The 21,553-nt window shown below is 49.2% G+C and carries 19 protein-coding genes; 2 read left to right on the top strand and 17 right to left on the bottom strand.

Annotated features, from left to right (window positions below; all coding sequences use genetic code 11):
* Window positions 1–9: 9 nt before the first annotated feature.
* The 12 genes from JWZ98_RS02725 to umuD all read right to left on the bottom strand — a co-directional run bounded on the left by JWZ98_RS02725 (window position 10) and on the right by umuD (window position 12,720).
* The gene (locus JWZ98_RS02725; RefSeq protein WP_033155987.1) at window positions 10–1,341 is read right to left on the bottom strand and encodes an ABC transporter ATP-binding protein; all 1,332 of its coding nucleotides are present in this window, start codon (window positions 1,339–1,341) and stop codon (window positions 10–12) included.
* A 58-nt stretch (window positions 1,342–1,399) separates the two neighbouring features.
* Window positions 1,400–2,191, bottom strand: a complete 792-nt coding sequence (locus tag JWZ98_RS02720; RefSeq protein ID WP_205453118.1) for an ABC transporter permease — start codon at window positions 2,189–2,191, stop codon at window positions 1,400–1,402.
* A 115-nt stretch (window positions 2,192–2,306) separates the two neighbouring features.
* Entirely contained in the window at window positions 2,307–2,906 is a 600-nt protein-coding gene (locus tag JWZ98_RS02715) for an NUDIX hydrolase (RefSeq protein WP_205453116.1), read from the bottom strand.
* 30 nt (window positions 2,907–2,936) lie between these two features.
* Window positions 2,937–3,875 (bottom strand): NAD-dependent epimerase/dehydratase, encoded by a 939-nt coding sequence (locus JWZ98_RS02710; protein ID WP_205453115.1) that lies wholly within the window; start codon window positions 3,873–3,875, stop codon window positions 2,937–2,939.
* Between the two features lie 25 nt (window positions 3,876–3,900).
* A complete protein-coding gene (locus JWZ98_RS02705) occupies window positions 3,901–4,485 on the bottom strand; it encodes an SIS domain-containing protein (protein WP_171696635.1) in 585 nt (194 codons plus the stop codon).
* Window positions 4,476–5,195, bottom strand: a complete 720-nt coding sequence (locus JWZ98_RS02700) for a nucleotidyltransferase family protein (protein WP_205453113.1) — start codon at window positions 5,193–5,195, stop codon at window positions 4,476–4,478. The genes JWZ98_RS02705 and JWZ98_RS02700 overlap by 10 nt, the downstream gene beginning before the upstream one ends.
* A 10-nt stretch (window positions 5,196–5,205) precedes the next feature.
* On the bottom strand, window positions 5,206–6,375 hold the full coding sequence (locus JWZ98_RS02695) for a DegT/DnrJ/EryC1/StrS aminotransferase family protein (protein ID WP_205453111.1): 1,170 nt from the start codon (window positions 6,373–6,375) through the stop codon (window positions 5,206–5,208).
* 16 nt (window positions 6,376–6,391) lie between these two features.
* On the bottom strand, window positions 6,392–7,354 hold the full coding sequence (locus tag JWZ98_RS02690) for a transketolase C-terminal domain-containing protein (RefSeq protein ID WP_205453109.1): 963 nt from the start codon (window positions 7,352–7,354) through the stop codon (window positions 6,392–6,394).
* Window positions 7,351–8,169 carry a thiamine pyrophosphate-dependent enzyme gene (locus tag JWZ98_RS02685; RefSeq protein ID WP_205453107.1) on the bottom strand — a complete coding sequence of 273 codons (819 nt, stop codon included), beginning with the start codon at window positions 8,167–8,169 and terminating at the stop codon, window positions 7,351–7,353. Before JWZ98_RS02685 ends, JWZ98_RS02690 begins: the two co-directional genes overlap by 4 nt.
* A 94-nt stretch (window positions 8,170–8,263) precedes the next feature.
* On the bottom strand, window positions 8,264–9,259 hold the full coding sequence (locus JWZ98_RS02680) for a hypothetical protein (RefSeq protein WP_205453106.1): 996 nt from the start codon (window positions 9,257–9,259) through the stop codon (window positions 8,264–8,266).
* 4 nt (window positions 9,260–9,263) lie between these two features.
* Window positions 9,264–10,784, bottom strand: coding sequence for a radical SAM protein (locus JWZ98_RS02675; protein WP_205453104.1), 1,521 nt, complete (start codon window positions 10,782–10,784; stop codon window positions 9,264–9,266).
* Window positions 10,785–12,231: 1,447 nt separating this feature from the next.
* Window positions 12,232–12,720, bottom strand: coding sequence for a translesion error-prone DNA polymerase V autoproteolytic subunit (gene umuD, locus JWZ98_RS02670; protein ID WP_205453102.1), 489 nt, complete (start codon window positions 12,718–12,720; stop codon window positions 12,232–12,234).
* Between the two features lie 97 nt (window positions 12,721–12,817).
* Here umuD and JWZ98_RS02665 point away from each other — a divergent pair, with 97 nt between their 5' ends.
* Window positions 12,818–13,480, top strand: a complete 663-nt coding sequence (locus tag JWZ98_RS02665) for an SOS response-associated peptidase (protein ID WP_205453100.1) — start codon at window positions 12,818–12,820, stop codon at window positions 13,478–13,480.
* Between the two features lie 101 nt (window positions 13,481–13,581).
* Complete coding sequence (locus JWZ98_RS02660; protein ID WP_205453098.1) at window positions 13,582–13,890, top strand: hypothetical protein; 309 nt, start codon at window positions 13,582–13,584, stop codon at window positions 13,888–13,890.
* Between the two features lie 349 nt (window positions 13,891–14,239).
* Here the strand turns inward: JWZ98_RS02660 and JWZ98_RS02655 are convergent, their stop codons facing one another.
* The 5 genes from JWZ98_RS02655 to JWZ98_RS02635 form a co-directional block, all read right to left on the bottom strand.
* Complete coding sequence (locus JWZ98_RS02655; protein ID WP_205453096.1) at window positions 14,240–14,863, bottom strand: tyrosine-type recombinase/integrase; 624 nt, start codon at window positions 14,861–14,863, stop codon at window positions 14,240–14,242.
* 362 nt (window positions 14,864–15,225) lie between these two features.
* On the bottom strand, window positions 15,226–17,313 hold the full coding sequence (locus tag JWZ98_RS02650; protein ID WP_240348186.1) for an EAL domain-containing protein: 2,088 nt from the start codon (window positions 17,311–17,313) through the stop codon (window positions 15,226–15,228).
* A complete protein-coding gene (locus tag JWZ98_RS02645; protein ID WP_205453094.1) occupies window positions 17,303–20,296 on the bottom strand; it encodes a PAS domain-containing hybrid sensor histidine kinase/response regulator in 2,994 nt (997 codons plus the stop codon). The genes JWZ98_RS02650 and JWZ98_RS02645 overlap by 11 nt, the downstream gene beginning before the upstream one ends.
* A 2-nt stretch (window positions 20,297–20,298) precedes the next feature.
* Entirely contained in the window at window positions 20,299–20,922 is a 624-nt protein-coding gene (locus JWZ98_RS02640) for a chemotaxis protein CheC (RefSeq protein ID WP_205453092.1), read from the bottom strand.
* The gene (locus JWZ98_RS02635; RefSeq protein WP_205453090.1) at window positions 20,912–21,265 is read right to left on the bottom strand and encodes a response regulator; all 354 of its coding nucleotides are present in this window, start codon (window positions 21,263–21,265) and stop codon (window positions 20,912–20,914) included. Before JWZ98_RS02635 ends, JWZ98_RS02640 begins: the two co-directional genes overlap by 11 nt.
* Window positions 21,266–21,553 lie beyond the last annotated feature (288 nt).

The raw sequence follows: 21,553 nt of genomic DNA, 5'->3' as shown, positions 1-21,553 counted from the left end.
GAGCTATCATTAAACTACCTGCTCATCCGGAATCTCTACAGCCACTAATTCAGGCACGACCTGAAGGTCAACAAAACCTACCGATTGCGGTGTATCCGAAAATTTCAATCGTGCCACTGAGCGTCGCACATCGACAAAACTATCTTGCCCATCGACAAATTCGTTACAACCGAGATTGAGAAAATATTCGCCCCCGGTAAGATGCGCTTGCCAATGGAATCTTAACACCGCATAGCCGTCAGCTTCGATTTGAGCGGGAGGATGTCCCATCATTGCCAGGTTAGTGCCAAAAACATAAGTGCCTTCTAGCGAGACGATGGCAAAACCAACCGAGAGTTGCACGAACTCGTTGCCGACTAATTTGACAATCAACTCGCAATTGGCATGCGAGGCAATCTCGGGAGGATTCAATTCACCATCGACCACCAGATCGAAATCGACAATCCGGGCCTTACCCGAGCCCATTCGGGTTTCGTGGCGGTTATAGGTAGGTTTTAAGGGGATTTTATCGGTTTTGTCCGCCCTTTCCTTTTTGGGCATCTCCGACATTCCCTTGACCATTTCCTTCTTTCGCTTACCGTTGTTCTTAGATATGTTTTGAGCCTCTCCGAACAACAACTTTTGGTAGTGATTGACAGCACCAGCGATCGGGCCGATGTGTACCAACTCTCCCCGATCCAAAACGACGCCACGGTTGCAAATCCTTAACAGGGTGTCCGTACTGTGCGAGACAACCAAAATAGTCTTGCCTTGCTCCATGAAGTTTCGGATGCGTTGGAAACAACGGTGTTGGAATTTGGAATCACCAACGCTCAGCGCCTCGTCGACGACAAGGATTTCGGGGTCTATATGAATCGCGGCCGCAAATGCAACCCGGACAAACATTCCAGAAGAATAAAGCTTAACCGGTTGATCAAAGAATTCGCCGATGTCGGCAAATGCTTCGATATCGTCGATACGCTCTTGCATTTCCTGTTTCGAAAAACCTTGAATGGCACCATTTAAAATGACATTTTCACGCCCGGTGAATTCGGGATTGAAACCAGCTCCTAACTCCAGTAATGCGGAAATTCTGCCGCTCGACTTAACCTCTCCTCCGGTAGCCTGCATCACTGCGCAGATGATTTGCAATAACGTCGACTTGCCTGAACCGTTACGCCCCAAAATACCGAAGATTTCCCCGCGATGCACATCGAAACTAATATTCCTCAGCGCCCAAAACTCTTTGTGGTATTGCTTACGGAATGGATGAATAGCCTCAATTAACCGTTGCTTCGGAGAAGAAAACAATCTGAATTTCTTACTAACGTTGCAAACTGATATTGCAGGCAACGACTCCATTAAGCCCCCTCCATTTCAGTTAAATAACGCTTATTAATCACATTATGCTCCATTATTTTCAAAGCATATCGGCAAACTCAGGCTTAAGCCGCCGAAAAATATAAGCACCGAAAAATAGAATCGAAATTGTCACAATCCAAAAAAAAGCAGTATCAGCTAAATTTGGTAATTTCGGCTCCGGAAATATAAGTAAGCCACGATACCCTTCAACAATATAGTAAATTGGATTATAAGATAATAGATGGCGATAATTTTCCGGCAACAGTTCCATTGACCACACAATCGGCGTTAACCAAAACAGAACATTCAATATCACGGATAGGGCTTGCGCTATGTCCCGGTAAAACACTTGTAGCGCGGAAAACAACCAACCCAGACCGAGTAGCAATGTGGCGTTGCACAGCATGAAATAGACCACCAACAAACGCACCGGCGAAAATGCAATGTCATACCAAACTTGCATTCCTATCACAAAGATCATGAAGATCATATGCGGCACAATACCTGCCGTGATGAATACGAAGGGGAGTATTTCGGTCGGAAAAACGGTTTTCTTAATCAGATGAGCGTTACCGGTCACCGATCCGGTAATGGTGATCAAAGTTTCATTGAAATAAAACCAAACCATCAGTCCGGTGATAAACCACATAATGAAAGGCGAACCGGCGGGCGCGGCCGCTTTAAAACCTACCGAGAACACAAAATAAAACACCGCCACCGTAGAGGCTGGCTGGATGATAGACCATAATGCCCCACCCATAGTCCCAACGTATCTGCTTTGCAAATCACGCAAGGCAAGTGCGCCAATTAGTGAACGATACTTCATAATATTACTGACAATATCCAACATGGAATCAAGGCGGAGATTAGATTACCGGGCAAATTAGTTTGGGCGGCGAATTGAACTCAAACTAGCTGATAGCACATTTAAAAAGCCGTAGCGGAGCAACAAATCAAAAATGTCTTCAAACATTGAAATCATGCGTCATCAACCATTTGTAAACCAGCACCAACGAACTGGCGTCTTCGATTTCACCCTCGGCGATCATTTGTAATACCTTGGATCGGTCGAAAAATTGAAGCTCGCCGTGGCCGAACTCCGGTTCGACCTTGGCGGTTGCACCGGCATCGACCGAAGCGGCAAACAGCCGAGAGCGAGCCTGGATAACGCCTGCTTCCGGCGACAGCCCCCCCATATCCCTCAAACCACCGTCCAATAGCGCCAACCCCGTCTCTTCCATCAGCTCGCGTTCCGCTATGGCGGCTGGGCTTTCGCCGGGTTCCCCATGCCCCTTGACCACTTCCCAGGACCAGCGCTGTAACGGGTGCCTTAGCACTCGGATCAAGCCAATAGCGTGCCCGGCAACCGGAAGTACCGCAACGCCGGCGACAGAGTCGTCGACTAAACAGCGAGGCACGACGCTCAGATAGCGAGGCACTTCGTTGCCGTGAGAATCGACGACGTGATCGGCATAAACCCGAAACAGCGCGTTTTCGAATACCTCTTGTCGCCCCAAAAGTTCGATCCGAAAGTTCTGGTCCGTTACCTTATCTTCGTGTTGCATGCCGTAGCTGATAGTTAGTTTGGTGTTGGATCAAACGTTGCCGTACATCGAATTCTTGATCATGGTAAAACCTTTGATCAATTCGGAGATACCGGCATCAAGGCTGACAGAGGTTTTGTAACCTGTTGCCTCGATTTTGGCGTTGGATACGATGTAGTTTCGTTGATCAGGATCCTTACCGACAGGCGCGTCGATGAACACGAAGTCGGGAATCTGCTTTTTGATTGTTTCGCATAATTCTTTTTTAGAGACGTTGGCTTCTGAAAGACCGACGTTGTAAATCTGACCCTTCATCGCGTCATAGTTGGTAATCGCATGTTGGAAAGCGCGGGAAACGTCGCGCACATGTACATAATTGCGTTTGAAATAGCCTTCGAACAGCACGACGAATCGGTCGTTGACCGCGCGGTAGGTAAAGTCGTTGACCAATAAATCGACGCGCATTCTAGGCGACATGCCGAATACGGTCGCCAAACGGAAGCTGATTGCGTTTTCGCGCTGCATCAATTCCTGTTCGATTTTGACCTTTTCAATTGCATATTGCGAAATCGGACGCAACGGCGACTCCTCGGTACAAAAGTTGTTTTCATCGCCGGTGCCGTAAGCGCTGTTCGTGGTCGGCATCAACACGATTTGATCCTTGGCCAACAACTTCAGCATCAGTGTGATCGCGTCGTGGTTGGTAGTGGTTGCGCCGATTGGATCCAGATTGCACAGCGGCGCCCCCACCAGCGCAGCCAACGGAATCACAATATCGGCATTTTTGAGCAATGGTGCGACATTTTTTTCCAAGCGGATGTCACCCTTTACGACCGAGAAATTCGGGTGGTGGCAGACGTGGTTCAAACTGCTTTGCTTGAACATGAAGTTGTCGAGCACCGTAACTTTATGTCCCGCTGCCAGCAAGTCGGGTACCATGGTAGAACCCAGATAGCCGGCACCGCCGGTCACTAAAATGTTGTAACTCATAACTCTCCTTTCGGTTCGAAAAAATTCATTCGCCAAAGATTGCCGCTTCGACGCACTCGCACAGCGTATGCGCCAGGACTATGTGTAATTCCTGAATAGTGCTGGTCGCAGTTCCCGGAACGACTACTGCATACATCGCAAGTTCGCGCGCTTTGCCGCCATCGCGGCCGCAAAATACGATGCTGGGTATCGACATAGCGCGGCATTGCGCCAGCGCTTGCAAGATGTTCGGCGACTGGCCCGACGTGCTGATGCCTAAAAAGATGTCGTTGCCGCAGGCTTTACCGGCCAGCTGCCTGGAAAATACGTGTTCAAATCCGTAGTCGTTGCCGATTGCGGTCAGGATGGAACTATCGACAGTCAGGGCTTCTGCGGGCAAAGCGTCACGTTCCCGCGCGAGTTTACTGACAAACTCCGCCGCCAAATGCTGAGCATCGGCCGCCGAGCCGCCGTTACCGGCGATATAAATGCGGCCACCGTTGCGATAACAGGCAATGACGGCTTCCACCGCTGCGCCGAATTCGGTTAAAGCCTCGGTATCCGCCAATAGACTGATCTTGGCATCAATCGAGGCTTGAACATTGATCCTGATGCGCGAAACTATATCCACGCCGCCTCCTGGTTCAACACTTGCGCGGCGCGTGCGTAATCGTCTGGAATGCCAATGTCGATGAAAGTGCCCGGAAACTCGATACCGGTTAAACGCCGACCGGCCTTCAAAGCCGCCGGAAAAATATCGTCTTCGAGAGACCATTTGGCGTTCGGCGTAAATTGTTCTTCCAACAATACGCTACGGCGCAGGCAATACACGCCGCCGTTGGCCAAACTGCCGATACCGCCCTTACCTGACTGCAAGGACTCGATGCGACCGTCGTCCGCTACTTCCAGCGCCATATAGCGGCCTTCTTCGTTGGAACGAAACAACGAAAAACAGCAATCCGCGTCGTTACGTTGTGCGAAACACATTAACTGCTCCAAATCCACAGCGAAGAAAGTATCGCCGTTGAGCAACAGAAAACGTTCGCCGGCCGAGATGTTGCGTGCGGCTAACAGCACCCCCCCACCGGTACCCAGAGGAGTTTGTTCGAGCACGTATTCGATCATCGCACCACGATAATTCTCACCGAAGTAATCAATGATGGCATCGCACCGGTAGCCAACCGATAGAATGAAACGCTCCACACCCTGGGTACGCCAATACTCGAATAAAAATTCGAGAAACGGCCGACCATTAATTGGGGCCATCGGTTTCGGCAAATCGGGTACCGCGTCACGCAAACGAGTGCCCAAGCCGCCTGCCAGAACAATTGCCGTGGTCACGATGTCGCCGTCAAACCGCGTTGAGCAACGCGCACAGTTCGTCGACTTCGGCAGAGTTCAAGTCGGGGAAATTGCCGATGTAAAAACCGTAAAAATGAACGTGTTCGGTATTCGGATATTCCAGATGATGGCCTTCCGGCACGATGCCGCGCAAATACGGCTGACGGATCTGGTTGCCGCCGCCGGCGCTACCTCTGCGGAATTCGATGCCGGATTCGCGCATTTTTTTCATCACTCGTTGAACCAAATTATCGTCGGCCTCTTTGAGGATCAGATTAAAAGCGTAATTGCTCGACCCCTCAAGTTTGAAATCGGTGCGGTATTTGGACGCATCAATTTTATCGAGAAAGCGCAGCAAATTTTCGGTACGCCGTTGTACGATCATATCGAGGCGTTTGAGTTGGCTACGGCCCATTATGCCGCCGATTTCGGTATTACGGGTGTTATAGGCCGGATAGGCAAAAATAAAATCCGGGTTGAGCTGCGGATTGTCGTCGATGTAGCGTGCCTTCAAATCATTGTCGGTCGCCTCGCGCACCATGCCGTGCGAACGCAACATGCGCACTTGCTGGTAGACCTCGGGGTCGTTGGTGCAAACCATGCCGCCCTCAATGGTGCTCATGTGGTGGGCGTAGTAATAGGAAAAATTGGAAATCCAGCCGATACTACCCAGCAATTTACCGTTATGGCGGGCGCCGTGCGATTCGCAGACATCTTCGATCAACGGAATGTTGCGGCGTTCGAGTTCCGCGACCAGTTCGTCCGTCAGGCCATCGAAACCTTGGACGTGAGTCAGAAACACGGCGCGGGTTTTGTCGGTAATCTTACTCAGAATTTGTTGAGTATCCATCGCCAGCGTTGCCGGATCGATGTCGGCAAATACCGGGGTGAATCCGTTCTGCAACACCGATGCAACATCCGATACCCAGGCCAGCGGCGGCACGATGACTTCGCCGCCTTCGGGATGGCGTATCTTCAACACCGCCATGGTCAGCAGGTTGGCCGATGCACCGGAATTCAGGAAAACACTGTATTTCACGCCCAGCCACTCCGACCACTCGGCCTCGAACGCGCGCACGTTCGCACCATGAGTCAAAATCGGATCGTCCTGTTTGAGATGTTCGATCACTGCGTCGAGATCTTCGCGCAGAATGTTGTTACGCATCAGGGGGAATTTCATGTTGTCGAATACCCGGTTAATGAGAAAGTGATTGAATGAATACCGCAACGCGCCGTTGCACGGCTTCCGGCCCTATGCCGACTTGTTCGTGTAATTCGGCCCGTGTACCCAGTTCGAAACGGTAGCCGCCATTGACCCCCAGATTGAGCAGTGTCAAGGGCAGTTTACGTCGGGCCAGGAAATCGAATAGCATGGCATCAACCCCTCCGCGACCACTAAAGCCTTCTTCCAGACTGACCAAGCCTTGATAGCCAGCGAGTTCGTCAGCTAATCGATCCTCATCGAAACGCGCAATGTCCACCAAATCGATGACACCGACATCGTGCTCGGGGTCTTGCTGAGCCGCCACCTTCAGCGCGGTATGTAACATGTAGCCGGTGGCCAGCAAACACACGCGCTGGCCGCGACGGTGAACGTGAAAACCCAATCGTAAGTCCGGTGCCGTTTGTTCGTAGATTACCGGCAATACCTGAGCGTCAAAGCGCAAATATTTGGGGCCGGTAGCCGATACGCAGCGCTCGAACAATGCTCCCGCCGTTACATGGTCGGCGGGTGAAAACACTTGGAAATTCGGCATCGCGCGCATAAGGGTCAAATCTTCGTAGCACTGGTGCGTCGGCCCGGAAACCACGTAACTATAACCGGCGCCGACGCCGATCAGGTTAACGTTAATCGGCCGCACTTCCGACAGCAATGCCAAGCTGACACGAATCTGTTCGTAGCAGCGCATGGTTATGAACGGCGCAATCGCGTAAGCAAACACGGTAAACCCTTCGAGCGCCAGACCGGCAGACACGTTGATCAAATTTTGCTCGGCGATACCGACGTTGACAAAACGGTCGGGGAAATCGGCGCGTATTTTATCCAGTATCGGCGAACCAAAATCCGCACTGACGAAAAATATTTTCGTATCCTGCCCCATCGCTTGCCAAACCCGATCAAGCAGAACGTCGCGCATCGGTAGCGGTTTGGTCGTCATGGCAATTGCTCCAGTAGACTGTCAATTAATTCCGGCTTGGGATTAAGAATGTGCGACAAAGGCGCATTCTCCAATCCCGGCACACCGCGACCTTTCAAGGTTTTGGCGATCAGCGCTTTCGGCTTACCGGCCGCCGTCACCTTCATCTCCAACAAACCCGCCTGCACAGCCAACACATCGTGACCATCGACTCGCCGACAATCCCAGCCAAACGCGGTTAAGCGCTCGCTTAGCGAATGGTGGCTGACGATATCATCGGTATAGCCGAGCATGCTGATACCGTTGTCGTCGATGATGAGATTCAGATTGTCGAGCCTGTGTTGAGAGGCAAACATCGCGGCCTCCCAATTGGCTCCTTCGTGCAATTCGCCGTCACCTGACACGACGAACACTTGTCGGTCACTGTCGAGCCGCTTCAAGCCCAGAGCCATACCGGTGGCTACGCCCAGGCCATGGCCGAGCGAACCGTTGACAGTCTCATAACCAGGAATCACCGGATCGGGAATACCGCCCAAAAAACCGCCGCTATGGCAAACTCGCAACAATTCATCTTTGGAAAAAAAACCGAGATCGGCCAAAATCGGATACATGCAAATTGAACCGTGGCCCTTACTGATCACGCAACGGTCACGATGCGCCGCCAATGGCTGAGAGGCATCGAAACGCAAGACGCCTCCGTAATACAAGGCGACGAAAATTTCAACGGCTGATAGCGACGAAGCCAACCGAGTCTCGGGCGCGCGACGGTGGATCGCTAGCGTCTCTCTCCAGACCCAATGGGCCTTGGCGCGTAAATCAAGGGGTTGGGAATTCAAAGCAGCGCCTCCGTTTCGGCGTTGGTTCGAGAACGGGGCGAACCGTTGGCCACCCCGGCATAAAGGCCAAGACATAAAAACTGGTGCATCACAATTAAAGTCCGTTGGGTTGGTAGAGAACCACTCGACTGCCGGAGTCTTCGAAATTGAACGGCACGTGAATCAAGTTGTTGAGCCGTTCGCGAATCACGGCCTGTTTCTCCGGTTTAGCAAACAACAATAAGAAACCACCACCACCCGCGCCCAAAATTTTGCCGCCGATGGCGCCGGCGTCCATGGCCGCATTGTATATTTCGTCGATCTCTGGGGTGGACACCCGCTCGGACAAGCTACGTTTGTAATGCCAGCTGGCATCCAACAGCTTACCAAAGGATTCGATGGGCTCGCAGCCGTCCTGCAGCAATGCAATAGCCTCGTCAACCATTGCCCGCATCAACTTCAGCTCTTTTTCGCGATTTTTCAAATTGTCGATTTTCGACTTCGCGACTTCGGAGGCGATACGCGAGAAGCCGGTAAAGCACAGCATCAAATGTTGACGGAGCTCTTGTTGGCGCTGTTGCGGCAGAATCAACGGTGCAACGTCGAAGGTATCATTGGTATGAAACTCAATCCGGTTGAAGCCACCGAAGGCGGCGGACACTTGATCCTGGGAGCCGACATTCTCACCAATCAAGTTTTGTTCGATGTGAATCGCATCGCTGGCCAATTCATCCTTGTTGGTCATTCGCCCTTGCAAGGCCTGCAAGGCGTTCAATAAGCCCACGGTAAACGACGAACTGGAACCCAAACCGGAACGAGCAGGCAGGTCGCCATCGTGATGAATTTCCAGGCCTTCTGCAACATTCGCCCAGTTAAGCACCGCGCGCACCGCGGGATGTTGAATTTCGTCGTTATGTTTGACGTTTTCGATCAAGGAATAGACGATGCGGTGTTTATGGTCGAAAAACGGCGGCAGGCGACGGCAACTGATGTAGCAATATTTATCGATGGAGGTCGACAGCACGGCGCCGCCATGCTCGCGATACCAACCTGGGTAATCGGTGCCCCCCCCAAAAAACGAAATCCTGAACGGGGTTCTGGTGATAATCAAGTGCTCAATCTCCCAACAATTTTCGCTTAAGGCGGATGCTAGCCATGTCCTCGATATTCTTGCGCTCCTGCACGCCAAAACGGCGCTCGGCAAGCCCGAGATAGGCGGGATTTGAAAAGTAGGTTTGCCATGCCTGATCACGGAAACGCAACACATCCTCCGAACGCAAATACTTAGTCGGCAACGGTTCGCATTCATACGACAGGAAGGCAAAGCCTTCGTAAGTCTCGGGCAGTTTCCAGCCGTTGCGTTTGGCAATATGGTACATAGGACTGCCCGGCAAGGCCTGACAAGGATACATGTTGGCCATCTCGGTATTGAGCTCGATGGCAAGATCGAGCGTTTGCTGCATCGTTTCCAGCGTATCATCCGGGAAGCCGAAGATATAGTTGCTGATAATGCTGATGCCGGCATCGCCAATCGTGTCGCACACGTCACGGATATTGACTTCCTTGAACGACCCCTTGGAAACTTCTTGGCGCACCATTTGATTACCCGCCTCGATGCCCAACGCCAGCCAGTTTACGCCGGCGCGTTTAAATAAATCGAGCGCATCGCGCCTGACGGTATCGACGCGGGAATAAGTCCACATGTTAAAGTCGAAACCTCTATCGACCACGTTTTGCAGTATCGGCTCGTAGTACTTACGATTGAGGAAGAACATTTCGTCGCTGATGCGTAGTGTGCGAACGCCAAGCGTCGCCAGTTTCTCCATTTCGCGAATTACCCAGGCTGGCGACCAGAAACGCATGCCGCGGGAGTGCGAGGCATCAATGCCGGCGCCGTTATCGGATCGATTGACAATGTTGATCATGCAGAAATCGCAACCGAAATTGCAACCTAGCGAGGTGTAAATAGCCGCGAACGGTGTGCGTTTGTCGTGGCTGAACTCGGCATGCCAGAAATGCGCCCGATAAAGATCGAGTGGTTTTTCGCGGTAAGGCAGCAAATCCCAGGCATAACCCGGCAGGTCTTCGTCCATTCGTTCCTGCGGTACCACGGACTGAGGCGGGTTGAGCACGGGCAAAGCCGAAGAGTTTTGTTTATAGCCGATGCCCTTGACATGCGCCAAGTCGCTCTTGAGATTGCCTTTCAACAGGTTGTGCAATGCGTAAACACCTTCGTTGAGCAACACAATATCGACGCACTCATGAGCCAAAACGTCCAGAGGCAAAGCGCTCGTATGCGACCCAACAAAGGCAATCGGCGTTTGGTTACCAGCAGCATCCTTAAACGCGCTAGCCAAGGCCAATGCGCCGATCATACTGGTTGTTCCGGAATTGGGGTTTTGCCCGTAAACAACAAACACTACCAAACGGGGGTTGAGCTCATCAATGCGCTGAACCGATTGTTCAAGCGTCAAACGCTCAGCGTCGCAATCCATTAAGGCTACATCAAATCCCTTGCTTCGGCATGACTCCGCCAGTAAAAGTGCCCATGTAGGGGGCTCGATAGCTGAATAGGTTTTAGCGAGATCCTGATAAGCCTTAGTAGACGAATCGGGGTTTATGAACAATACATCCATCTAGTATTTAATTATTATGTGAGACTAAGGTCTGTTGCGACTCATTTAGGTAACCGAAAAAACATAATCTAAAGCAATTCTGCTTAATGTAATTGCGCTTCAATTTCTACGGCATCAATTGTTAAACGTTGTAAAAAAGCCTTTTCAGGAAAGACCGACTTGTACACGATAAAACACCTTTCCACTACCTGCCGAAGCGGTCGTAACGTTATGTATTACGGTGCATCCACCCGCTTCTCTTTAAAGTTGATAACTCAATCTATTTAATTATTCGGCTCGACGTCAAGTCAATAATAGCATCATTGACTAACTTCTGACACCAGTTGATTTAAGGGCCCGTTAAAAACACAATTCAGTCAGAAAATCACCCTCAAAACACAACCTAATCATTTAAGTTTACTCATCGACAACAAAAAATCAATAACTTGTCGACAATGTTTTGTAGTAACCATACTTATGGATACTCAACGTCGAAAATAATTTCAACCGCCTGCTGAAAAGGCGATTATCAGAAGACAAAAGTTAACCTATTTGACCAGAAAATCCCCATGAGCCAAGCCTAATAAATACAAAATACTTTATCTCTTAATATTTTATTTATTCCACACATTATTAAGAGCTTAAAATGTTTTTTGTAAAAAAGCAATCTACGTTGCCAACCAATTTAATAAGAGCCATGACTTACTTCACTAGATACAACCATGATCGATCAGCCTTGAATCGTCAAAATTAACCAAGCATATTTGTACAACGAGCCTAGACTACATGAACTCAATCTCGCCCGCTTCCACCTACACCCCGGCAAGAGACAGTTTTAAGTTCGAAGGCTTCTGGCGATTAAAACAGAAAAAATGACCGTATCAAAATCCATTCTAACGGAATTGTTCGAGGCCTTACTCAGGCTATCAATAGCCTGAGGATCTCACTAGTGAAAACAGCCTACTGACGCAACACCCCCAAAACCAAACGCCCTCGTGCTCGCGAGATCGAGCATAGCACGCAAATCGTGCCTAGCTTCAGAATGACGTAAGCGATTGGCGCAGCGTACCATCATGCCCGACAATGGCATCGAACAATCAAGCCCCCAACCAGGACAACTGGCATTTTCTCGCCTATCCACGAGAGTTATTACGTTCGATCCGCCGACAATCCGGCACATTGTATTGCTCAGCATTATGTCGGCAGGCTCGGAATTGCAAGCTGCGTTGCCACCACTCCCCTTATCGGGCGTGTTTGACGCGGAAGGCATTTTACAGCGACTCACAACCTCCTTTCCAGCCTGACGCCAAACTGGGATTTCGAAACCGCTCTAGTGTTTTTTGTTGGCTGATCGCGGTGCAGACCCATGCCGCCGTTCCGAGACCGGGAAAGTCACTCGCTGCAATTACACGTCGCCGATCATTTGCTGGTAATGATTGCCGTATACCCCCTAAGCTATTGGCGGTCATCAGTTAACGCTGTGAATAGCATAGGTGACCACGCCCCAGACCTGCATTTCGCTGTCTTCATTGAGCTCAATAGCCGGATACTCTGGGTTTTCTGCATGCAGTTGCCACTGGCCGTTGTCATACACCAACCGCTTGACGGTAAATTCGTTATCCAAGACACACACCACGATCGAACCCGGCTGCGGGTCTAGGGCCCGATTGATCACCAATATATCGCCGGGCAAAATACCAGCATTGATCATCGAATAACCTTGGGCGCGAGCAAAAAACGTCGCCGCTGGATTTTCAATCATCAGCTCGTTCAAATCCAGGTCCTTCTCGATATAGTCACTCGCCGGCGACGGAAAACCTGCCGGGATTTTGCTGATAAATAGCGGCAATGCTACGCGCGATAACGGTGCAGCCGGTTTGAACAGCGTGACGCGGCATAGATCTTTCAGCGGGGAAACAACGTTCTGAGTAGTGATGGAAAGCGGTGTAACGGTCATAATGGTAATACACTGAAATCTCGGGGTGAGTAGTCTACCGCCAGATTTTATTTTGTTCTACATTTGTTCTTGTTTGAAATCTGGAGAGCAACCCTATATGTGTGGCCGCTATAGTTTGACTGCAAGCGTTGAAGACATCGTTGAGCACTTTCAATTGCTGCGCCCGGTGAAATTTCACCCAAGTTACAACATTGCCCCAAACCAGAAGATTTTGAACATCGTTGAACTCGATGACGGTTCGCGCAAAGCGGTGAATCTGTTCTGGGGCTTGGTACCGTCCTGGTCTAAAGACAGCAAAAACAGTGCGCACTTGATCAATGCCCGCATGGAAACGATCCGGGAAAAGCCGTCGTTTCGTTCCGCCTTCAAGCATCGACGTTGTTTGATACCCGCAGACGGGTTTTACGAGTGGGAACGACGTAACGGCAAACAAGCCTTTCACATTCACCGCGAAGATCGTCAACCCTTCGCCTTCGCTGGATTATGGGAGCAATGGCAACATGATACCGAAACCCTGTATTCCTGCACCATCATTACCACCGCCGCCAATGAACTGATGCAACCGATTCATGAGCGCATGCCGGTCATCATTCCAACACAGCATTATCATGACTGGCTCAACAAAACTGCGAACACCAATGATGCCTATGCCTTACTCGATGACCAAGCCTACACCAACATGACCACAACCCCGGTCAGCGATTGGGTGAACAGCCCGAGGCATCATGATGCCCGGTGTACAGAACCCGCATTGCAATAAAAAACCATGACCCGCGATTCCGGATTGACACATACATTTCTAACAGAGATTATCCTTCTATTAGTTCTGCGCTGGACGAAATGTCGATTTGAGGATCGGATTTGACGAAGAAATTGATTTGTTGCTTCCTGCTGATACTTTCTCAAACCGCGAAAGCTGCGATTGGCGGCGGCGACAATATTGATTTCGCAACACTCCCCAATGAGTTTTGCAATGCCGATGCCCGGCAAAAACAGCATGAATTATTGAGCCAATATCCCAAGGACGAAGGCATCATCAAGCTCTATGCTTCATTTATTGGGCTCTGCCAATTGGTGGCGGATGGGAATATTTCGGAACATACAGCTAGCATGTTTTGGGCAGAACAGCGTGACAAATTACTTCAAGAACGGCGGGAAATAAAAAAATGAAGAGGGTTGGGCGATCTTGCGTTGAATGGGCTGGTTCGACGCTATCGACCCTTTTTGCCACTCGCGCTTCTCCAAAGCCGCCAGTTGACCGAAGCCAGATTCTGGAACTGGAGGACTACAAAGCCGCCGTTGGCGACCTCAACCAAACGGCCATTACCTGCCGGTCGAGGTCACTATCCAATTTCAACTATTTAAGGCCTCCGATATCCAATTGAATGTCCGGTATTCGGCGAGCAAATTGAAATTGTCGATGTCTCACCCAGACCAAAACCCATTCGCTTTACCAAGGCCAAATCAATGTGTTGATGGGTAGCAGCCATAAAAATGACTGCTACCGGGTTAATGAGCGCTAAATTTCAGTCTGCTCTGAAATTTCAAGCGCATCGTCAACCTCAATGCCGAGATACCTAACAGTGCTTTCCAGCTTAGTATGGCCCAGCAATAACTGAACGGCCCTTAAATTTTTCGTCCGACGATAAATTAAGGTCGCCTTTGTGCGGCGCATGGTATGAGTGCCATAAGCAGCCGGATCAAGACCAATGGATGTTACCCAATGTTCAACTATTCGCGCATATTGTCGTGTGGAAAGGTGAGGTGACCGATGAATTCGACTGTTAAAAAGATACTCATCAGATTTTAATTGCGCTTGTTTAATCCAGTTTGCTAAAGACTCTCTAGTTTGTTCCGTTATCTCAAATTGAACCGGTCGATGCGTTTTCTGCTGCATGACCATTGCGCGTGATAACACCCGGCCACCTTGAGCCACATCGCAGACTTTAAGCTTGACCAAATCACAGCCTCGGAGCTTGCTATCAATGGCAAGATTGAATAACGCTAGTTCGCGTGTATTTTTGGCCATTTGTAAACGCATCCGAATGGCCCAGATTTCCTTCAATTTTAGTGGCGATTTTTGTCCAATCAACTTGCCTTTATTCCAGGGTGTGTGCTGATTGTTTTGATTTTCCGGGTTCATGACATACTCCTAGCTTTTGTTTAAGGAGATTTATTGTCAAACTACTAAATTGAATCTGCTGGAACGGGCGCTGACGGCCAAATTGCAGACTGTCGCGCTTTTCAAGTCAACGGCAGGTGAAAGTCACTGAGCTACTATTCAAAGTTAAGATCAGACTGTGTTATGAATATATAGCTGGATGTGATCATCTGGTGCTCAATGTCAAGCATATCTCATGCAAGGAAAAGTCATCGGACGGCCTACCTCAGGGAAAACTTGAATCTACAAGTAATACATACTGGTCGTGAGTAAAGAGTAGTTCTAATATCGACCCGCAACTCTAGGGTATTTCCCGTTGAGCCCCCCTTACACCACTAAATTACTCACAGCCAATCACGCAAATATTTCTCGAACTCACGTTTTGGCATAGGTTTAGCAAAGTAAAAACCCTGTACTTCATCGCAGCCATGTGCGATCAGAAACGCCAATTGCTCTTGGGTTTCGACACCTTCCGCAATCACCTGAAATCCCAAATTGTGTGCCAAGCCAATAGTCGCTGCGGCAATGGCACCATTGTTTTTGTCGTGCATATCCCCGGAAATATCCCGCACAAACGCGGCATCGATTTTCAATCGGTCGAGGGGTAAGTTTTTCAATTGACCCAGTGATGAATACCCTTGGCCGAAATCGTCCAGCGCCACCATAATACCGCCTTCCCGAAAAGACTGGAGTAAGGCGCCAGCGTCGCCGGGGGATGTCATCACTGCGGTCTCGGTAATTTCCAACTCCAATTCCAATTTTTCCCTGGGGAGGCCTGTTTTTGCCAATACGGAAGCTACCAATTCGGAAAAATGTTTATTCTGAAACTGTTTTGCCGAAACATTGACGCTGATTCTTTTTAACGGAAACCCTTCCCGTATCCAACTAACTCCCTGTTCACAGGCATGTTCCAGCACCCATTCGCCAATTTTATAGATTTGATTGGTTTCTTCAGATAAGGGAATGAATACGGCGGGAGAAATAAAGCCCTTTTCCGGATGCTGCCAACGCAACAATACTTCCGCGCCGATGAGATGCAGGTCGGGTAAAGAAAACTGTGGCTGGTAATACAACTCGAACTGTTGGTTTTCCACCGCAAAATGCAGCTGATTTTCCAAATCCATACGTTCATGCGCATGCCGATTCATTTCAGCCGAAAAAAACCGAAAGCCATCGCCGCCCTCGGATTTGGCAAAATACATGGACATATCGGCATTTTTCATCAAGCCTTCCATGTGCTGGGCATTGTCGGGATAAATCGCAATGCCGATACTGGTTGCGGTGCGCAAGTTAGTACCCGCCAATCCGAAAGGACGTTGCAAATTTTCGCAGATCTTTTGCGCTACCGAGGCCGCCATACTCTGTATGTTTTCGCCTCTCAGCACCACGACAAATTCGTCGCCCCCCAGTCTGGCAACCAAATCATTTTTCCGTATGCTGGATTTGATACGGTTCGCCACCTGTATCAACAATTCATCGCCGATCGAATGACCCAGGGTGTCGTTGATATTTTTAAAGCGGTCCAAGTCCAATAACATGACCGCCAATTGCTCTGATTGGCGCTTGGCAATCATCATGGATTGCTCCAAAAATACCTGTAAATGCAGGCGGTTGGGTAATCCCGTCAATGGATCGTGATGAGCCAGATGCTGGATGTGGGCTTGCGCTTCCTTGATATTGCTGATGTTTATGTAACTGGCCAAATAAAATTCGATGTTGCCTGTGCGGTCGCGCACCACCGATATGGTTGCCATTTTAGGATAGATATCCCCCGACTTACTTCTGTCCCACAACTCCCCCTGCCAGAACCCATTTTTATGAATCGCCTCCCACATTGAGGTATAGACTTCACGTTCGGTTTGTCCGGAGGACAGGAAGCGAGGATCCTTACCCAAGGCTTCGGATTTATCGTACCCCGTCAATGCGACAAAGGCCGAATTGACGTCGATAATGCGGTTATGTTGATCGGTAATCAGAATCGCCTCGCCACTATGTTCAAACACGTGGGCCGCCAAACGCAACTGAATGCGATCAGCATAGCGTTGTATTTGATTACGCACTCTTACCGTGAGTACGTTGGGTGATATGGGTTTGAACAGATAATCATCCGCGCCTAGATGCAATCCGGCTAGCTCGCTTTGTTCGGACGCGTCGGCACTCAATAAAATCACCGGAATATCACTGATTTGTAAATCGTCCCGCATGCGGCGAAGCACTTCTATACCATTCATACCAGGCATTTTGACATCCAGCAAAACTAACTTGGGCTTATCCGGTTGTTGCAATAATTTCAATGCATCCAGGCCGCTGGTCGCGGTCTTTAGCCGGTAATCGGCCTTCAGCGCCGAGACGAGAACGTGCAGATTGGCCGGTAAATCGTCTACCAGCAAAACGAGTGGTTTATCGGGTTGTTCCGCCATATTACTCATCATGCTTGTTCGTAAAATTGGACATTAACACCGTTAAGACTTCACCGGCCCCTTGGTGATCGAAGTGACTCAGATAATGTTGCAATTGGCGTAATCCAGGCGAATACGGCAATTCAGAATCAGCAAGTTGAGCCAGTAGTGCTTGTAAATCATCCGGAATCACTTCCTGTTTGCTGATAAACCGTTCCAGCTCTCCCAGGAATTCGGTTATGGAAACGGATTCCGCCACCTGGTTATCCATATTGGGTGGCGTGTAATCCATAAGATATTGTTGTATCTGCGTCCGAGTTTCTAACAGAGTGGCTTCAAAATGAGCGCGAGATAGTTTGCCGCCGACTTTCACTTCCTCGAGCACGCGCCGACAAGCTTCGGCCAAACCAACAGCGCCAAGATTGGCGGAGACGCCTTTTAGTCCATGAATCAACTCAATGAGGGCCTCGGTATCCGCGTCCGAGATCAATGTCTCGAAACGTTTTGCAATAAACTGACACCGCTCGCTGAAATGTAACAAGAGCCGCTGCTGTAACACTTTGTCTCCATCTAAACGATGTAGGCCTTGCGCCAAATCCAGGATGGATTCATTGCGCAGCACAGTCGAATTCGCCAACTCGGCTTGGTCAGAAACGAGAAAATACCGGCTCATTACCCGCAGCAAATCCTCGGGTTCCACCGGTTTGGAAATAAAATCGTCCATACCCGCATCCACGCATTTTTTCCTATCTTCCTCCAATACAGCTGCGGTCATGGCCACAATAGGCAGATTTTGACCTTGGGGTAGTTCGCGAATTAATTGTGTGGCTTCGATTCCTCCCATAACCGGCATATGCAAATCCATGAAAACCAGATCGAAGGTTTTATGCTTGATTATCTCCACGGCTTCGCCGCCATGCGAAGCAACCGTGACGGCTACACCCCGTTTTTTCATAAAATTGGCAGCGACTTCCTGATTTAGCTCATGATCCTCGACCAGCAATACCCGCAACCCGTTGAAGGTTCGATCAGTATGTTTATCGCGGTCGTTCGTTTCAGGCGCTTGACGACGCAATAGTGCATCGAACAATATGGAGGGCACGATCGGTTTATTTAAAATGCCATCCACACATTCGACGCCCGAACTATTTAGCAAAGTTTGTTTATCATAAGCTGTCACCATCAGCAGTTTTAATTCGACTTCCTTGCCGCCCTGCTTCAGTTGCCTCTTAATTTCCGTTGCTACTTCCAAACCGTTCTTTCCAGGCATTCGCCAATCCAACAATACCGCATAAAAAGGTTGGTTCTCCCAATCTGCTTGGGCGAGCAGCAGCAAAGCTTCATCGCCGGACTCAGCAGTAACTGCTTGAATTCCCCAAGCCGTCAATAATCGCGACAAGATATGGCGTGAGGTCTCTTGATCGTCCACCACCAGCACGCGCTTGCCACGTAAACGCTGCAAATCGTGGTGAGCTTTGTACGGAAGTTGCATTTCATCGGGTACCACCCCGGCTTTGATGGTGAACTTGAAAGTGGCACCATGACCGAACACACTGCTTACCTGAATGTCGCCGCCCATCAGTTCGACCAGCTTTTTGACGATCGATAAACCAAGTCCGCTGCCACCAAATTTACGCGTTGTGGAGTTATCGGCCTGCACAAAAGGTTTAAAGAGCAATTTAATGTGCTCCGACGAAATGCCTATCCCGGTGTCTTTCACAGTAAAGCTTAGTAAGAGCGACTCACCATCTCGACGTTCGGTTTGCACCGACACATATATCTCGCCGTGATCGGTAAATTTGACGGCGTTGCCGAGCAGATTGTTAAGTATTTGCGCCAACCGCAAGGCATCTCCGCTGATATACAACGGCGTGTCCGGATCAATCTCAACAAATAGTTCTATACCTTTTTCTTCAATTTGAGCGCCGAACAAATTGGACACTTCCATCAGAACGGCTTCCAGTTTGACCGGTACCTGTTCCAGCACCATGTAGCCGGATTCAAACCGGGAAAAGTCCAGAATATCGTTAATTATGCGCACCAAGGCCTGGCTGGATGTGGATACCTTGTTAAGCTGATCGCGTTGATCATGGGTTAATTCGGTTTCCAACACTTGGCGGGTTAGGCCTAACATCGCATTCATCGGGGTACGAATTTCGTGGCTCATATTGGCCAGAAATTGCGATTTGGCAATCGCCGCTGCGTTGGCAGCCTCTTCGGCGCGTTTTAGCTTGCTGACATCCGCCCGGATCGCAAAATAACGTTTGGGTTTACCGTCTTTACCCATGTCGGGCACTATCGTGGTCGATACCCAATACAAATCGCCATTCTTGGCTCGATTGCAAATATCACCTGCCCAGATTTTACCCCTAGTAATACTGCGAAACATATCGCGGAAGAACTCTTTCGGATGAACCCCAGAATTAATCAAGCGATGATTATTCCCTAACAGCTCCTCGCGACCGTATTGACTAATCCGGCAAAACAAATCATTGACATAAGTAATCGTCCCTTTTGCATCGGTAATAGCCACTATGGCATGCTGATCCAACGCAGACTTCTGGAAATTCATTTCAGCCAAGTTTTCGAGCAACTGTTTATCACGTTTAACCGCGGCGGTAATATCGGTGATCTGGATCAGGCACAACTGGCTATGTTCATTGACATTTAACGGTTGGACTTTAAGCTGCTGATCGATTGCCGCTCCAGAACTAGAAAACAAGGGCAGGATGTTTGGATTTAAGGTGTGTGAAATAACCGAACTCATGCCACGGCTCAGCGCCAACTTTACGGCTCGACCCAGGCTGCCACTCATGGCGCGGGGAAATATCTCCCGTAATTGTTTGCCCTTTATCTCTTCAAGTTTCAGGCCGCTGAATTTAGTGACCCAGTTATTCCAATCTATAACATACCCTTGTGTATCGAGCACGATCAATCCAAACTGGCAATTCTCGAAAATAGCTGGATATAGCTCTTGAATCAATGTATTGCCGCTGGCCATCAGTGTTTGTTCCAAAATTACAGACCTAAATAGGTCTTAACACTTTGTTTGAAGACATCCATTGAATCTACATCCATTAAAAATGAGACATACCCTTCAACATGCTGTTTAGCCAATGAAAACTCCATATTCAAGAGCAGGACGCAGGCTTCGACCTTATTCACAAGTGGCTCATCGGTGAGAATGCTGGTCAAGGATCCTTTTACGAATTCCGGAATACCGCCGGTAATTTGCTGCTCGAACAAATCGGCTATCGCACACAAACAACCATTTAGAATGACATTGCCGATCTCCGCCATGGCTTCTTGCTCCATTTCGGTCAAATCGTCTAGAGAAATATCCTGTTGCAAAACAGCCCTGACCAATTGCAGGCTTTTCTCCTCGGGGAACAGCAATAATACGTCGCCCCCCATAATCCCGTCGAAATGCTGACAAACACCGCTGACTTCCTTCTCGGTCTTGGCTTGCAGGATTTTTAAGGCATCGGGCCGGCTCACAAACATGACACCCGGCACACTCAGCTTGACTTCCTCATTGACCATCTCGCTGAGTGCGCTGGCGGCATACCCCATGCCGATGTTGAGAATTTCAGCTACGGCATCCAGAAAATCTTCATCAGTGTTATCGATGTTATCCGACATATCTTTTAATTTTTTCTTCAGTAATAGGTTTGGGGATGAAATCAATCCTTAATTGAATTGCCAGATTTTTTACCGCCTCTTGAACATTTGCGGTTAAAAAAGCAATTTGGGCCTCAGGTTGCAACGGTCGAATCACCGCTGCCGCCGCACCACCTTCCATCACCGGCATGTTGTAATCCAACAAAATAATATCAAACCCAGCCTCGCTGGCCCGGTCAATGGCCTCTTGGCCGTTTTGGGCTTCCGCAAGAATCCAATCGGGGTGCGCATCAAGAATAATTTTTTTAACCATCATTCTCGACATCTTGCTGTCGTCAACGATTAGACAGTTTTTTACAGTCATATTTTTTAGGTCCTCGATAGTTTGTAAGGGTTTTATCTTGCTCATGAAAGTTTAAAAAAGGACGATAAATGAAAATTAGCAGAAAATAATCGCCTACTCATTTTAAAGATGATAAGTGTAGTTCTAAATTTGGAATGAATCTCTAACGCGGCCTGTCAGCACCATCTATCAAAGCCTCCTGATACCGTTGTGCCTAGGAGCCTTTCGTGCTTGCGCCCCCGGCATACCAACAAGGCTCGATTCTGGACATGTGCTGCCGATTACCCGAGCGGAGTGTATACAGCATTG

The organism is Methylomonas sp. EFPC1 (assembly GCF_016925515.1).
Taxonomy (GTDB): Bacteria; Pseudomonadota; Gammaproteobacteria; order Methylococcales; family Methylomonadaceae; genus Methylomonas; species Methylomonas defluvii.
This window is presented reverse-complemented; position numbering and strand designations above follow the sequence as displayed.